Below are 13,953 nucleotides of genomic sequence, written 5' to 3'. Positions count from 1 at the left end.
TCAGATCTCCCGCTTGCGCAGTAATGTCGTGGCCGACACGACGATCAGGATGAGAAGGCCCTGCACACCGCTGACGAGCGTGCTTGGCAGGTTCAGGAGCTGAAAGCCGTTGGTGAGGAAGCCGATGAACAGCGCCGAGATCAGCGTTCCCGGAATGGTCGGCACCAGCCGCCGCGAAAAGATCGAGCCGAGCAGCGCAATGACGACGACAGGCAGCAGCGCCTCGCCCGAACCGGTCGTGCTGCCGCTGAGATAGGAGACCGAGAGAATGCCGGCAAAACCGCCGCAGAGCCCGCTGGCGATGAACGCGCCGGCAAGCAGCCGCTTGAGCGGCAGGCCGGCGGCGCGTGCCGCGTCCGGAAACTCGCCGACGGCATAAAGCCTGAGCCCGATCGGCGTATATTGCACGATCGCCGTGGCAATTGCCGTGAAGCCGAGCAGCACGTAGGCGAGAATGGGGATGCCGAAACTATCGGAGGCCGAAACAGCCGTCAGAAAATCGGTCGACGCAGGTACGACGGTGTTCTGCGTCAGGACAAGTTCGAGGCCGGCGACAACATTCATCACTGCGAGCGTAGCTAGCAGCGGGACGATTCCCGCGAGTACGACGGCGACAGCGTTGACCGCGCCGATCGCAACACCGGTCAACAAAGCCGCCGCCGCCGCTGTTGCGTCACCATAGCCAAGCTGGATCAGGGTCGCATAGACTGCAGCGCTCAGGCCCATATTGGCCGCCAACGACAGGTCGATGCCGCCGGTGACCACATTCGAGCCTCCGGCGATCAGCACGACTGTCAGTCCGATCGCCAATATACCGGAAATGGCGGACTGGCCGAGAACATTGCCGATATTGCCAACAGACAGAAAATAAGGCGCCGTCAAAGAGAACACGACAAGGATGGACGCGAAGGCAAGCAGCGAGCCGAAGCGGAGCACCGCGACCGCCGCTGCGCCCCTGGCTTGCGACACGGGGTCCGTGGACGCGGTGGGAAGAGGCCCGAAATGAACGTCAGCCGACATGGCGCAATCCTTCCGAAGCGCCGGTCGAGATCGACAGGACTTCATCCGTTGTGGTTTTCGAGGAATCGAGCTCGCGGATCAGCCGGCCGCGGAAAAATACCAGGATCCTGTCCGTAATCCCGACGAGCTCCGGCAGGTCGGAGGAGAGAACGATAACGCCGGCCCCACGTGCGGCCAGTTCGCCGATCAGCGTATAGATTTCGACCTTTGAGCCGATATCGACACCGACGGTCGGTTCATCCAGCAGGTAGATTTCCGACTGGCGGCTCAGCCATTTGGCGATCGCCACCTTCTGCTGATTGCCGCCCGAGAGTGTGCGGACCAACGCATCGCGCCCGGCCGTTTTGATCTGCAGCCGCTTGATCAGGTCTTCCGTGTCGGAGCGCTCACGCTTGCGATTGAGGAAACCGAAACGGCTGTAACGGGCAAGGCTCGGGAGGGTGATATTTTCGGTCACACTGAGATCGAGGCCGACGCCGTGTCCGCGCCGGTCCTCGGGAATAAGCGCAAGCCTGCGGTCCACCGCTTTTGCGGGGCTGCCGGGCCGTACTGCTCGTCCCTCGATTTCAATCTGACCGCTTGCAGCCTGTTCCAGACCGAAAAGCGTGCGGATCAGGTCTTTGGCGCCGGAGCCGAGGAGGCCGGTGATGCCGAGCACCTCGCCGCGGCGCAGGCTGAAACTGACGTCGTCAAAGCGGTTGGGTGCCGAAAGCCCCCGGATATTCAGGATCGCTTCGCCGAGATCGACCCGGCGCTTGGGGAACATTTCGGTGAGGTCACGCTCGATCATCAGACCGGCGATCGCCTTGGCCGAGGTCCCGCCAATCGGCAGCGAGGCCACATCCCGGCCGTTGCGCAGTACGGTGACGTGATCGCAGAGTTCTTCGATCTCGTTGAGATAATGCGAGATGTAGATGATGGTAACACCTTCGTCGCGCAGCCGGCGGATCAGGCGGAAGAGGATTTCAGCCTCGCGCCGTACCAATGCAGCGGTCGGCTCGTCGAAGACGAGAACTTTCGGCTGATGGAGCAATGCCCGCGTGATCTGGACGATCTGCTTTTCGGCGGTCGAGAGCTCGCCGATAAGGGCGTTCTTCGGCAGAGTGATCCCAAAATAATTGGCAAGGATCTCGCCGGCGCGTTTCTGCATTGCCCGGCGATCAAGGAAGGGTGTTCCCGCACGCCGCGTCTCGCGGCCGAGAAACAGTGCCTCGCCGACCGTGAATGTCGGAACCAGCAGCCTGTCCTGATGGATGAAATGGATGCCCAGCTCTTCGTTCAGATGCGGTGTCAGCCGATCATAGGCTTTGCCTTCGATTTCGATCGTGCCTTCGTCCGCGACATGCAGCCCGGCAAGCAGCTTGATCAGCGTCGACTTGCCGGCTCCGTTCTGGCCGACGAGGCCGTGGACGGTGCCGCGACGTATGGCGAGTGATGCGCTGGCCAGTGCCTGGGCGCCGCCGAAGCGCTTGACGATATGATCGAAGCGAATGATGACATTATCGTCGGCTGTCGCTTGCGTCGGGACGGGTACAGTCATGATGCCGCTTTCCAGGGACATGCGGACCCTGCGGCATCAGCCGCAAGGCCCGCCTTGATATCAGCCGATACCGAGCTTCTTGATGATCTCGGAGACGTTTTCCTTGTTGGCCAGCAGCGCCGGTACGTAGGTCTCGCGCGGCAGCGTCTGGCCGGCGAGCAGCCTGGCAACGTTGCGGACTGCGACACGGCCGATCTCCGCCGGCTGCTGGGCAGCATCGGCGCCAGCCGGTGAATTCTTGTCGGCAACGAGCTGGAGAACCTCCGGGCTGCCATCGACGCCATAGGTGCGGATTTCGTTGCGGCCGGCGGCGGCGATCGCCTGCGTTGCGCCGAGCTGCGGAATATCCCAGGCCGACCAGACGGCCTTGATCGAGCCCTTGTCCGGATATTTGTTGAGGATCGCAGTGATCTGCGTGAAGGCATCCTGGACCGTATTCGGGATGACGTCGCGCAATTCCGGCTGCAGGATCTTCACCTTCGGGAAATACTTGACGACGTTGACGAGCTGGTCGTAGCGGATGGCGCAGGGCGTGACACCGTAGAAGCCGTTGAAGACGACGATATTGCCTTCTCCGCCGATATCGGAAACGAGCTGCAGGGCCAGGTCCTTGCCGATGCCCCAATTGTCCGACGTCGTGTTGTTGATCGAATTGGTCGAGCCGACATCGACGGTCAGTACCGGAATGCCGGCGTCACGGGCCTTTTTCAGCCAGGGATCGATGACGCTGAGCGTGCCGAGGATCTGTACCAGCGCATCCGGCTTCTGGGCGACGAGTGTCTGCAACTGGGCGATCAACTTGCCGTCGTTGCGGCCGGCATCGACTGCGATCGGCTCGCCGCCGAGCCGCTTCACCTCTTCGATCTGGGCATTATAGACCTGCAGATCGAAATAGTGGTCCGTGCCGGTAGCGCTGATGGCGATGCGCTTGCCTTTCAGGGAAAGCCCTTCGTCGTCGGCCCTTACAGCCGGCGCGGTCAGCATGCTGGCGCCTGCAAAGGTGGCACTTGCGACGGCAGCAAGTTTCAAGATTTCACGGCGTCCGAAGCCGCCTCCAAGTCCTTCATTCATGACGATACCCTCTCAATTTGATAGGCTATAAATTATATAGATTTAAGGCGCATAAGAGGTACGTTATTCCAAAAGCATGCGGCCACAGGAAATTTTCTGAAGCTAAAGCTGGCTTCAGCGATCGCTGTTGCGACCGAGCCCATAGGTCAGGGCAAGGGCTCCGACGAGCACGGCGCCCTTGACGAAATCCTGCGTGTAGTAGGGAGCGTTCAGCATCGTCAGGCCATTCAGCAGCACGCCGACGAAGACGGCGCCGGCAATGGTGCCAAGCACGTTGGGTCGGCGCAGGTTGAGAACGGCGAAGCCGATGAGGGCGGCCGCGACCGAGTCCATCAGCAGCGATCCGCCAGAGGAGACATCGCCGCGCCCCACACGGGCCGCGATCACGATACCGCCAAGGGATGCCAGGGTCCCCGAGATGACGTAGGCGAGCGTCTTCAGCCGCGTGGTGGACGCACCGGCAAGCCGCGTCGCCACCTCGTTGCCGCCGGTGGCAAAGAGCAGCCGGCCAATGCGAGTGCGCTCGGTCAACACGAACAGGGCGATGGCAACGATGGCCATCAGCACCACGGAGACGGGCAGGGTGGCAAAGAGGCTGTAGCGGCCGATCAGCAGGAAAGCCGGATCGTAGGCGCCGGTCGCCTTGGAACCGTCTGGCAGGACAAGGCCTGCCGAAATCGACCGCCCGGCCGTCGGAATAAGCTGCAGGCCCGAGAGCAGGAACATCATGGCAAGGGTGGCCAGCAGGTCGGGGACGCGAAGCCGCACGATGAGCAAGGCGTTGACGAGCCCAACCGTGGCGCCGAAGGCAAGCACCAACGGCACTGTGGCGAAAACATCGAGATGCCAGACGATCATCGCATAGCTCGCGGCCATGACGCTGGAGGCGGCGACCGCACCGATCGAGAGGTCAAAACCGCCGACAGCAAGTGTTACCGTCACGCCGGCACCGAGGATCGCAACGACAGATACGGACTGAAGGATGCTCATCAGGTTGCCGATATTGACGAAGGCCGGTTGCGCGATCGTGAAGCCGATCATCATCAGTCCGAGCAGGATGAACACCGCGCCGGCGCGCAGAAAGCTGCCGAGCGCTGGAACGCGGGTACCCTGGCTGTGGTTCTGTGTGGTCGAGCCTGCCTTTGGCAAGGCCTCTTCATCGATGGTTGTCATGCGGAAAGTTCCTGTCGGGATGAAGAAGAGGCATCGTCGATAAGGTCGCGCAGCAAGGTGTGGTGCTCGATTGTCAGGATGCGGTCGGCGACCTCGTAGGCCTCTTCGGGATCGGATGTCGCGATCAGCGTCGCGCGGTCGGTGCGCGCCCGGATTGCCTGGATGATGTCGTGGCGGGCGCCGACATCGACGCCCTGGAACGGCTCGTCGAGCAGCAGCAGCCGGCTTGGCTCCGCCTCCCAGCGGGCGATGACAGTCTTCTGCTGATTGCCGCCCGATAGTGACCAGATCGAAGCGAGCGGACCGGCGGCCTTGATGCCGAGCCGGGAAATGGCCTGTTCCGCCTCGCGCCGCTCGCGGCCGCCGAAAAGCAGGCCGCTCGGATACCATTTGGCAAGATGCGGAAGGCTGATGGTGGCTGCGAGCGAATTGCCGGGCCACGCCGCCGGCATCAGCGAGGAGCGATGACGATCCTCGGCTGCCATGGCGACGCCTGCAGCAATCGCCTCGGCCGGCGATTTCGGCCGATAAGGCTTGCCGTCGAGTTGCATCGCGCCGTCAGCCATGTCTCGAATGCCGAAGATCGACGACAACAGGCGGCTTTTGCCGGCTCCCAGCACGCCTGTGACGGCAACGACCTCGCCTTCATGCAGGGTCAGGTCGAAGGGCTTGCTTGACGGCAGAAGGCGGATGCCATGCATTTCGAAAATGGCTGAGCCAGTCGCCGGGCGGGCGGCTGGCCGCGCTGCTTCAAGCCTGCGACCGATCATCGTTTCGATGGCGCTGGAAAAGTCGATCGGCCGGTTGAAGCTGCCGACGATGCGGCCGCCACGCATGACGAGCGCCCGGTCGGCGATCGATTCGAGATCGGCGGTCCGATGGGAGATGTAGAGGATGGCAAGGCCTTGCGCTCGTAAGGTGAGCAGGATGTCGAACAGGCGCCGGCTTTCTTCCGCCGAAAGACTTGCGGTTGGCTCGTCGAGGATCAGCAACTCGGCCTTGTCGGCAAGCGCGCGGGCGATCGCAACGAGCTGACGGTCGGCGGCGGTCAGATCGCCGAAATCCCGGTCGAGCGGCAGCGAGAAGCCGGCCGCGTCGAGCATGGCAAGCGCTTCACGGCGCACGCTTGTCCGAGAAAGAAAAAAGGGTGTGCTGCCCTCCGCAAAGCGATGCAGCAGCAGGGCGTCGGCAACTGTCAGTCCTGCCGCTCCGACAAGATCTGTCGACTGGTGCACGGTGACGACGCCGGCCTTTGCCGCCTCGGATGGCGTTTTGGGTGAAAAGGTCCGGCCATTCAGACTGATCGTGCCGCCGTCAGCCGCAAGCACGCCCGAAACAATTTTCACCAGCGTCGATTTGCCGGCGCCATTGGCGCCCATCAGCGCGACGATTTCGCCCCGCTCGATAGAGAAGTGTGCGCCGGAAAGCGCGCGGGTGGACCCGAAACTGCGGGTGATATTGTCAACGTGAAGGAGCGGCATCGGGCATATCCGGGTCTGCTTTCGAGCCGCAATATTGGCCTGACGCATGCCTGAACTGCGAGGCAAGCCTTTGCCGCGGTCGCCCAGCGACGGGAACAAAGAATCTCCTGAATCGCCAAAAATCGGATCATTAAATCTACTAAAAACATAGAGTTTATATCTAATAATTTCATGCGTCGCAGGGAGCTGCCAACCTGTCAGACGACGCTCTCGATTGACTAGAGGATCGCGACGATGAAATCCCTCGCACGGCTGGCGCTCTCTGCAGCCGCAATTTCTTTCACTCTCTATCAGACCTCCTTTGCCGCCGGTCTCAACGGCGCACCGGCCCCCTTCGACAAAGGCGGCGTCAAGGTGGCGCTGATCAGCTACATCTCGGCGGGTGACTTCTTTCAGGCCTATCAGGCCGGTGCGGAAGCCCAGGCCAAGGCGCTGGATATCGATCTGCGTGTGTTTCCCGGTCGGCAGGATGCCGCCGAGCAGCGTGAGCAGATTCTGCAGGCGATCAATCTCGGCGTAGCCGGTATCGTCGTCGATCACGGCCTGCCGGAATCGCTCGGCGATGTCGTCCAGCAGGCGCTGGACAAGGGCATCAAGGTCGTTGCCTTCGACGTCAACCTCAACAATCCCAAGGTGCCGCAGGTGGAGCAGAGCGACCATGAACTCGCTCAGCTCGGGCTCGAACAGGTCGTCAAGGACAATGGCAAGAGCTTCAAGGCCGGTTATGTCTATGTCGCAGGCTTCGCGCCGCTCGACCGCCGTAACGAGGTCTGGGAGAAGTTCAAATCGGAGAATTCCGGCGTCGTCGAGAAGGCCCGTTTCGGCAATGTGAGCGATACGACGGCGACCTCGACGGCCGATCAGGCGAAAGCCGCGCTGACCGCCAACACCGATATCAGTGTCGTCTTCGCTCCCTATGACGAGTTTGCTCGTGGCGTGAAGCTCGCCGCCAATGACCTTGGCATCGCGAGCAAGGTGAAGATCTATTCGGCAGATGTCTCCACTGCCGACATTCAGGAGATCACCGAAGAGGGCAGCCCCTGGGTTGCAACCGTCGCCACCAATCCGGCTGTTGTCGGTGCCGTCTCCGTTCGTGCCGCCGCTCTTCAGATCGCCGGGCAGGAAATCCCGCATCAGATCACAGTCAAGCCGACGCTCCTGACGCAGGAAAGCCTGCGTGCCGCCGGCGTCAAGACGATCGAGGATTTGGCGCAGAAAATCCCGGCCTTCAGCACAAGCGACGCGGCAACCGCGAGCTGGATCCCGGACAAGCTTTTCTAAGCTGCCTGCCTCGATCTTCCGGCGGGGGTTGTGCGGCCCCCGCCGGCCCCATTTCTAGAAACCGGAGTTTCATTCCATGAGCCAGTCCAATGTCGTCTTCGCGACCAACCGTAGCGCGACGCGAGCGGACCTCTTTGCCCGCGCTGAGGACATCTCGGCCGATCTTTCCAGGCGCGCCGCCGAACTCGACCGTGAAGGTCGCCCACCGCTTGCCGAGATCGTCAAGCTGAAGAATGCCGGTCTGCTGAATGCCCTACATGATCAAAAGATCGGTGGCGGTGGCCTTGATTGGGTGGATGGCTTGCGGCTCGTGCGCATCCTGGCGCGCGGCGAAAGCTCGATCGGCCAGCTTCTCGGCTATCACTTCGTCAATAGCCAGTATGTCTATTGGGCGCTTGACGAAACCCGCGCTCATGCACTAGGCACTGAAACCGTGGCGAAAAACCTCTATTGGGGTGCTGCCGTCAATCCGCGCGATCCAGGTCTTGTTCTAACCCGTCGCGGTAACGGTTATGTGCTGAACGGGCGTAAGTCCTTCTCCACCGCCGCTCATGTCTCCGACTACATCAATGCCAACGCCGCGCTTGGCGACAAGATCGTCGGCTTCGCGGTGCCGACCAATCGGCCCGGCTATCAGGCCAATGACGACTGGGACAATTTCGGTCAGCGGCTCTCTGACAGCGGCAGCGTCGAGTTCCACGATTTCCCTGTTTATGAGGAGGATTTCGTTGGCGTCCCGGTTGCTCCCGATGCCGCCCCGCAGGTACTTTCCACCTTCAACACGCCGCTGATCCAGCTCGTCTTCGTCAACTTCTATCTCGGCAGCGCTGAAGGCGCGCTCCAGACTGCCATCGACTATGTGCGCACGACGACGCGTCCCTGGGTCACTTCGGGCGTCGAGCGGGCTGCGGACGATCCCTATATCCTGGAGCGGGTTGGTGAGTTCACCGCCGCGCTGAAAGCCTCCGCCGCCCTGGCCGATGCGGCAGCGGCGACTGTCCAGGCAGGACTTGCAAAGGGCCATGCTGTCACCGCCCGTGAGCGCGGCGAGGCGGCGGCGGAAGCCTATGCCGCCAAGGTGCACGCCACCCATGTCTCGCTCGATATCACGTCTCGCCTCTTCGAACTAACTGGCGCGCGCTCCACGGCGGAGAAATATCGCTTCGACCGTTTCTGGCGCAATGTGCGCACCCATACGCTGCACGATCCGGTCTTCTACAAGGCCAAGGAAGTCGGCGAATTCGTGCTGAACGACAAGATCCCCGAAGTCAGCCTCTATAGCTGAGACGGGGAGTGGTCGCGAAAAGAACCCCATTTCCGGTGACGGAAATGGGGTTTTAGTTGAGGAGAGAGTTAGAGTGCGCCGTTCTTCGGTGGGATCACGCCGTTCAGGTGATAATTGCCGACGACGTGGTACTTCCAGCGCACGGGATCGTGCAGCGTGTGGGTGCGTGCATTGCGCCAGTGCCGGTCGAGATTGAGTTCGGCCTTGACGGCGGAGGTGCCTGCAAGCTCGAAGAGCGTATTGGTCGCTTCGATGGCGATCTCGGTCGTCAGCACCTTGGCAGCGGCGACGGCAAGCGTGGCTTCAACGACGGTTGCTTCCGTCGTCTCGATCTGGGCCGCATCGACTTTCTGACCGGCACGTTCGAGGAGTGCTGCAGCAGCTTCCAGCCGGATGGCGATCTGTCCGACCTTCGAGATCGTCAGCGGATCCTCTGCGGCACGTTCCACGCCGCTGTCCATCCAGGGGCGGGATTTGGTGCGCACGAATTCGAGCGTCTCAGCGAAAGCGGCCCGCGCGATGCCGAGATCGATGCCCGCATGGACGATCTGGCCGACCGAGCCGATGGTCGTCGGCCGCTCGAAGCCCTTGTGGTGACGAACGACGGAATCGGCGTGGACATAGACATTGTTGAGGATCGTCGTGCCGCTGCCCGTTGTGCGCTGGCCGAAACCGTCCCAGTCGTCGATGATCTCGACGCCCTCGGTTCCCTTCGGCACGAAGGCCATGACAAGCCGGTCCTCCTCATCGAGCGCGAACACGGTGACCCAGTCAGCGAACAACACGCCCGTCGAGTAGTATTTCTCGCCGTTGATGCGATAGCCGGGTCCGTCTCTGACAATGCGGGTATTATAGTGGCCGACGGTCTTCGTGCCGCGCTCCGAAAGCGCATTGCCGAAACGGTCACCGGCAAGCGCCCTGCCGAAGAAATACCGCTTCTGCTCCTCGCTGCCATCCACCCGCAAGGCTTCCAGAATGTAGAAATGGTTCTGCGGGATCTGGCCGATCGAGCCATCTGCTTCCGCCAGGATCGCGGTCACTTCGGCCAGAACGGCATTCGAGACATCAAGTCCGCCATATTGCGCGGGAACCGCAATCGCCAGCAGGCCGGATTGTGCAAGCGCGTCGAGTTCGGCGAAAGGTAACCGGCGTTCAGCATCGCGCCCGACGGCGGTGGCGGCGAATTGGGTGGCAAGCCCGCGGGCCGTCGCAAGTGCCTCCTCGTCGCTGGCAATGCGGGCGGCCACGGGCCGGATCTGGTCTTGTTGCCTGAGCACGGTCGTCATCGATTTCTCCAGTTCTGACCGTCGTATGGGTGAAAGAAATCAACACGAGAGGTAAGATTATAAATTCTATAGATGCGATAGAAAATGGAAAGTGCTTGCTTATCCGGGGCCCGGGCGGCGGCTAGCCTATGCCTCCGTCCATATCACCGCGAGTTGACCGCTTTGCCGATGAAATCACTGCCGGAAAAACGCGAACCAATCTCGAATAACGGCGCGCGAACCCCTACGTAAACGCAGGCATACGTCATTCCGGCATCCGCGTTCAGCAGTGGGCAGGCGGTCGCTTCGCTCCGATCCACGAGGAAAAACATGACCCGTTCACGGCAGTTGCGCCTCGGCGCCTTCATGCGTCCCGTCAGCCTGCATACCGGCGCATGGCGCTATCCGGGTTCCTATCCAGACGCCAATTTCAATTTCGCTCACATCAAATCCTTCGCGCAGAAGCTCGAAGCCGCGAAATTCGACGCCTTCTTCATGGCGGATCATCTGGCTGTGCTCAACATGCCGGTTGAGGCGCTGAAGCGCAGCCACACCGTCACCTCTTTCGAGCCCTTCACACTGCTATCGGCGCTCGCTGCCGTTACCGACAGGATCGGGCTTGCGGCAACGGCATCCACCACTTTTGAAGAGCCCTATCATGTCGCCCGCCGTTTTGCTTCGCTCGATCATCTGAGCAATGGTCGCGCCGCCTGGAATATCGTCACCACGTCCAATCCTGATGCGGCGCTCAACTTCGGTCTCGACGAGCATGTGGAACATGGCGAGCGCTACAAACGGGCGCGCGAATTCTACGATGTTGTCACCGGTCTCTGGGACAGCTTTGCCGACAACGCCTTTATCCGTGACCGCGAGAGCGGAATTTATTTTGATCCCGAAAAAATGCACGTGCTCAACCACAAGGGCGACGAACTGAGCGTGCGCGGGCCACTGAACATTGCCCGCCCGGTTCAGGGCTGGCCCGTCATTGTGCAGGCCGGCCAGTCTGATCCCGGCCGCCAGCTCGCTGCCGAAACTGCCGAGGTGGTCTTCTGTTCGCCGCGCGACCTCGACGGCGGCAAGGCACTCTACGCTGACATCAAGGGCCGGATGCAGGCTATTGGCCGCAATCGCGATCACCTGAAATTGTTGCCCGCCGCCTTCGTCGTCATCGGCGACAGTATCGACGAGGCCCGCGCCAAACGTCTTTCCCTCGACAGCCTCGTACACTACGACAGCGCCATCGCCTCGCTTTCGATCGCGCTTGGCCATGATGCCTCCGGCTTTGATCCGGATGCGCCGCTGCCCAGCGATATTCCCGACACAAACGCCAGCAAGACGGGTCGCGCTCAGGTCATCAAGCTGGCTCAGGAGGAAAACCTGACTGTCCGCCAGCTCGCCCAGCGTTACGGCGGCTATTCCGGCCTTGCCTTCGTTGGTACGCCCGAGAGCATTGCGGACGAGATGGAGCGCTGGCTGGATGAAGAGGGGTCCGACGGCTTCAATGTCGTCTTCCCTTATCTGCCGCAGGGGCTGGATGACGTCACCATGCGCCTGGTGCCTGAGTTGCAGCGCCGTGGCCTGTTCCGCAGGGAATACGAGGGCACGACGTTGCGCGAGCATCTCGGCCTGCCGCGACCGGAGAACCGGTTCTTTAGTTGAGGCCGTCAGGGGCGGGCGACGATCAGGCGCAGCGACCCTTCGAAGAAGGGCTGCGTGCGCAGATATCCATAGCGCGCATCCCACTTGCCGTCCTGAAGATCTCGGCCGAGCTCGGCTACGAAACGCTTGCCGACCGATGGATCGACAAAGCTCCAGGCCGAATTTGCGAGCCGGGAGCCGGGATCGAGCATACGCTCCGGCCGCCCATAATAGGCCTCACCGAAACCATCGATGCAGGCAAATGGGATTGGTACGGGCAATATCTCGACAGTACCGCCGAGGTGGTCGGCAACAGTCTGCATGGCCGGATAACGGCTCGCCTCGACGGAGATCATCTCCGGCGCATAGTCGAACAGCCATGAGCGTTCCAGCTCATTGGGATCGCAGCTCAGGACCAGCACCGGACCGCGCGAAACGCGCCGCATTTCTGCAAGACCGGCCTTGAGGTCGGACCATTGATGCACGGTGAAGGTCGCCATGCTCGCATCGAAGGACTGATCGGCGAAGGGCAGCTTTTCCGCCGTCGCATCGATCGCCTCGGGCAGATGTGCCGGTCGCTGCGCGCGCATGGAGGCAGACGGTTCGACCGGCGTCACCTTCCGGTCGATCGGTTCGTAGGAGCCGGCGCCTGCGCCGACATTCAGAACGGTCTCGGCATTGCCGAGTGCTGTACGAATGAACTCTGCGATATGCGGGTCGGGTTGCCGATACCTTGAGTAGTTCGCGCCGATCACGCCGTAATTGGCGTCGCCCGCACTTCCGTCACTGTGTCTGCTGTTCACGATCACTCTCCATAAATTGCTTCAAAAGCAAAGCTTCGCCATTGCCGGCACGCGTTGCAGTCCAGCATCCTTTGTTCCTGAAAAGGCATTCGATAGTTCGCGAACCATAATAAACACCATGGAATTCCGTGTGAAAACCGATATGATCGAACAGATATTGTTCGGAAAACGCACATGGCTCGCCGTATTCCCTCGCTCAATGCGCTGCGTGCTTTCGAAGCCGCCGGTCGTCTCGGCCGCATGACGCTTGCTGCCGATGAGCTTAATGTCACCCATAGCGCCGTCAGCCGTCAGATTCAGCATCTCGAAAACGTGCTCGGCGTTCCCCTCTTCGAGGGTCCGAAGAACAGGCTGCGTCTGACCGAAGCCGGTAAGACGCTGCTGTCGGGGCTGAACGTTGCCTTCGACCAGATCGATAATTCCGTTCGCGCCGTCGCCGATACCGAGGATGGCGCGCTCGATGTATCCTGCCCCGGCACTTTCACCATGCGCTGGCTCATCCCGAGGCTTTATCGGTTTCAGGCGGAGTATCCCGATATCGATGTGCGCTTGACCGCCTCCTCGCGCCCGGTGGATTTTGCTCGCGACAGTTTCGATGTCGCGATCCGCGTCGGAACAGCGCCCTGGCCCGCCGGCGCAGATGTCATCCCGCTCTTTCCGGAGCAGACCGGCCCCGTGCTGTCACCGTCGCTGGCCGAGACCGTAGGTAAGCGCTTCAGTGGTGCTGCGCGGCTTCACACGCGTAGCCGGCTGCGTGCCTGGGGCGACTGGCTTGCGCGCTCCGGTGTTGTCTTGGAAGCAGGTGGCCGCGTCGAATACGAGCATTTCTATTTCATGCTGGAGGCGGCTAATGCCGGGCTTGGCGTCTGCGTTGTTCCCTGGCCCTATGTGACGGATGATATCCGCTTCGGCCGGCTGGCAGCGCCGCATGGATTTCTCGAAAGCGGCCATGAATATGTGGCGCTGCGCCGGGCGAGGCGAAACCGCAAATCCTCGCTCTTCTGCGAATGGCTGGAAAAGGAGGCGCGCGCATTCCCGCTCTCGCATCCGGCGCCAGCCGCTATTTCCTGACGACGCCAACTCGTGCCAGCACCTCGCCGGGAATGCCGTATCGCTGGACAATATCCTTATTGTTCCGCAGCCCGCAAATCTCGCGTTGGACAAAGAGCGCCCAAACGGCGTCCGAAGCGTCGTTGACCAGCGTTTCGCGTTGCTCGGCGGTGTGGCGATCGGGATTCCAGGCCTTCAGGGCAGAGAGGGCCGATTCGACTTTGAGGCCGTTGCGCCCGAGTGAACTGGCGCGCTCCGACATGAGCTCGTATTCGAGTACATTCACCCCGCCTTCGGCCGAAAAGGACTGCCTGAAGGATTGCGGCGGGCGAACGCTCATCGGACT

At 61.5% G+C, this 13,953-nt stretch carries 12 protein-coding genes; 4 read left to right on the top strand and 8 right to left on the bottom strand.

What is annotated here, in order from left to right; all coding sequences use genetic code 11:
• The 5 genes from LVY75_06130 to LVY75_06110 all read right to left on the bottom strand — a co-directional run bounded on the left by LVY75_06130 (window position 1) and on the right by LVY75_06110 (window position 6,285).
• Window positions 1-1,020, bottom strand: coding sequence for an ABC transporter permease (locus LVY75_06130; GenBank protein ID XAZ19727.1), 1,020 nt, complete (start codon window positions 1,018-1,020; stop codon window positions 1-3).
• Complete coding sequence (locus LVY75_06125; GenBank protein ID XAZ19726.1) at window positions 1,010-2,560, bottom strand: sugar ABC transporter ATP-binding protein; 1,551 nt, start codon at window positions 2,558-2,560, stop codon at window positions 1,010-1,012. The genes LVY75_06130 and LVY75_06125 overlap by 11 nt, the downstream gene beginning before the upstream one ends.
• A gap of 60 nt (window positions 2,561-2,620) precedes the next feature.
• A complete protein-coding gene (locus tag LVY75_06120; protein ID XAZ19725.1) occupies window positions 2,621-3,631 on the bottom strand; it encodes a sugar ABC transporter substrate-binding protein in 1,011 nt (336 codons plus the stop codon).
• A 114-nt stretch (window positions 3,632-3,745) separates the two neighbouring features.
• Window positions 3,746-4,804, bottom strand: coding sequence for an ABC transporter permease (locus LVY75_06115; GenBank protein XAZ19724.1), 1,059 nt, complete (start codon window positions 4,802-4,804; stop codon window positions 3,746-3,748).
• Window positions 4,801-6,285 (bottom strand): sugar ABC transporter ATP-binding protein, encoded by a 1,485-nt coding sequence (locus LVY75_06110; protein XAZ19723.1) that lies wholly within the window; start codon window positions 6,283-6,285, stop codon window positions 4,801-4,803. Before LVY75_06110 ends, LVY75_06115 begins: the two co-directional genes overlap by 4 nt.
• Window positions 6,286-6,519: 234 nt before the next feature.
• Here LVY75_06110 and LVY75_06105 point away from each other — a divergent pair, with 234 nt between their 5' ends.
• Together LVY75_06105 and LVY75_06100 are read left to right on the top strand one after the other, a co-directional pair.
• Complete coding sequence (locus LVY75_06105; protein XAZ19722.1) at window positions 6,520-7,566, top strand: substrate-binding domain-containing protein; 1,047 nt, start codon at window positions 6,520-6,522, stop codon at window positions 7,564-7,566.
• Between the two features lie 76 nt (window positions 7,567-7,642).
• Window positions 7,643-8,851, top strand: coding sequence for an acyl-CoA dehydrogenase family protein (locus LVY75_06100; GenBank protein XAZ19721.1), 1,209 nt, complete (start codon window positions 7,643-7,645; stop codon window positions 8,849-8,851).
• 68 nt (window positions 8,852-8,919) lie between these two features.
• On the opposite strand, the gene LVY75_06095 is transcribed toward LVY75_06100, so the two are convergent.
• Window positions 8,920-10,137: an SfnB family sulfur acquisition oxidoreductase gene (locus LVY75_06095; GenBank protein ID XAZ19720.1), complete on the bottom strand. Its 1,218-nt coding sequence runs from the start codon at window positions 10,135-10,137 to the stop codon at window positions 8,920-8,922.
• A gap of 309 nt (window positions 10,138-10,446) precedes the next feature.
• Here LVY75_06095 and LVY75_06090 point away from each other — a divergent pair, with 309 nt between their 5' ends.
• Complete coding sequence (locus LVY75_06090; GenBank protein XAZ19719.1) at window positions 10,447-11,775, top strand: LLM class flavin-dependent oxidoreductase; 1,329 nt, start codon at window positions 10,447-10,449, stop codon at window positions 11,773-11,775.
• Window positions 11,776-11,780: 5 nt separating this feature from the next.
• On the opposite strand, the gene LVY75_06085 is transcribed toward LVY75_06090, so the two are convergent.
• Entirely contained in the window at window positions 11,781-12,557 is a 777-nt protein-coding gene (locus LVY75_06085; protein ID XAZ19718.1) for a class I SAM-dependent methyltransferase, read from the bottom strand.
• 174 nt (window positions 12,558-12,731) lie between these two features.
• Between LVY75_06085 and LVY75_06080 the strand changes: the two genes are divergently transcribed.
• Window positions 12,732-13,628 carry a LysR family transcriptional regulator gene (locus LVY75_06080; protein ID XAZ19717.1) on the top strand — a complete coding sequence of 299 codons (897 nt, stop codon included), beginning with the start codon at window positions 12,732-12,734 and terminating at the stop codon, window positions 13,626-13,628.
• Here LVY75_06080 and LVY75_06075 read toward each other — a convergent pair.
• Window positions 13,618-13,947 carry a hypothetical protein gene (locus tag LVY75_06075; protein ID XAZ19716.1) on the bottom strand — a complete coding sequence of 110 codons (330 nt, stop codon included), beginning with the start codon at window positions 13,945-13,947 and terminating at the stop codon, window positions 13,618-13,620. The two genes, LVY75_06080 and LVY75_06075, sit on opposite strands and share 11 nt — an antisense overlap.
• Between the last annotated feature and the right edge of the window lie 6 nt (window positions 13,948-13,953).

The organism is Sinorhizobium sp. B11, assembly GCA_039725955.1.
Classification (GTDB): domain Bacteria; phylum Pseudomonadota; class Alphaproteobacteria; order Rhizobiales; family Rhizobiaceae; genus Rhizobium.
Note: the sequence above shows the minus strand (reverse complement) of the source record. Positions and strands in the feature narration are given on the sequence as shown.

Bases quoted from the DNA above. Each gene is read 5' to 3' on its own strand.
- LVY75_06120 (XAZ19725.1), bottom strand. From the start codon at position 3,631: ATGAATGAAGGACTTGGAGGCGGCTTCGGACGCCGTGAAATCTTGAAA.
- LVY75_06075 (XAZ19716.1), bottom strand. From the start codon at position 13,947: ATGAGCGTTCGCCCGCCGCAATCCTTCAGGCAGTCCTTTTCGGCCGAA.
- LVY75_06105 (XAZ19722.1), top strand. From the start codon at position 6,520: ATGAAATCCCTCGCACGGCTGGCGCTCTCTGCAGCCGCAATTTCTTTC.
- LVY75_06110 (XAZ19723.1), bottom strand. From the start codon at position 6,285: ATGCCGCTCCTTCACGTTGACAATATCACCCGCAGTTTCGGGTCCACC.
- LVY75_06125 (XAZ19726.1), bottom strand. From the start codon at position 2,560: ATGACTGTACCCGTCCCGACGCAAGCGACAGCCGACGATAATGTCATC.
- LVY75_06100 (XAZ19721.1), top strand. From the start codon at position 7,643: ATGAGCCAGTCCAATGTCGTCTTCGCGACCAACCGTAGCGCGACGCGA.
- LVY75_06080 (XAZ19717.1), top strand. From the start codon at position 12,732: ATGGCTCGCCGTATTCCCTCGCTCAATGCGCTGCGTGCTTTCGAAGCC.
- LVY75_06095 (XAZ19720.1), bottom strand. From the start codon at position 10,137: ATGACGACCGTGCTCAGGCAACAAGACCAGATCCGGCCCGTGGCCGCC.
- LVY75_06090 (XAZ19719.1), top strand. From the start codon at position 10,447: ATGACCCGTTCACGGCAGTTGCGCCTCGGCGCCTTCATGCGTCCCGTC.
- LVY75_06115 (XAZ19724.1), bottom strand. From the start codon at position 4,804: ATGACAACCATCGATGAAGAGGCCTTGCCAAAGGCAGGCTCGACCACA.
- LVY75_06130 (XAZ19727.1), bottom strand. From the start codon at position 1,020: ATGTCGGCTGACGTTCATTTCGGGCCTCTTCCCACCGCGTCCACGGAC.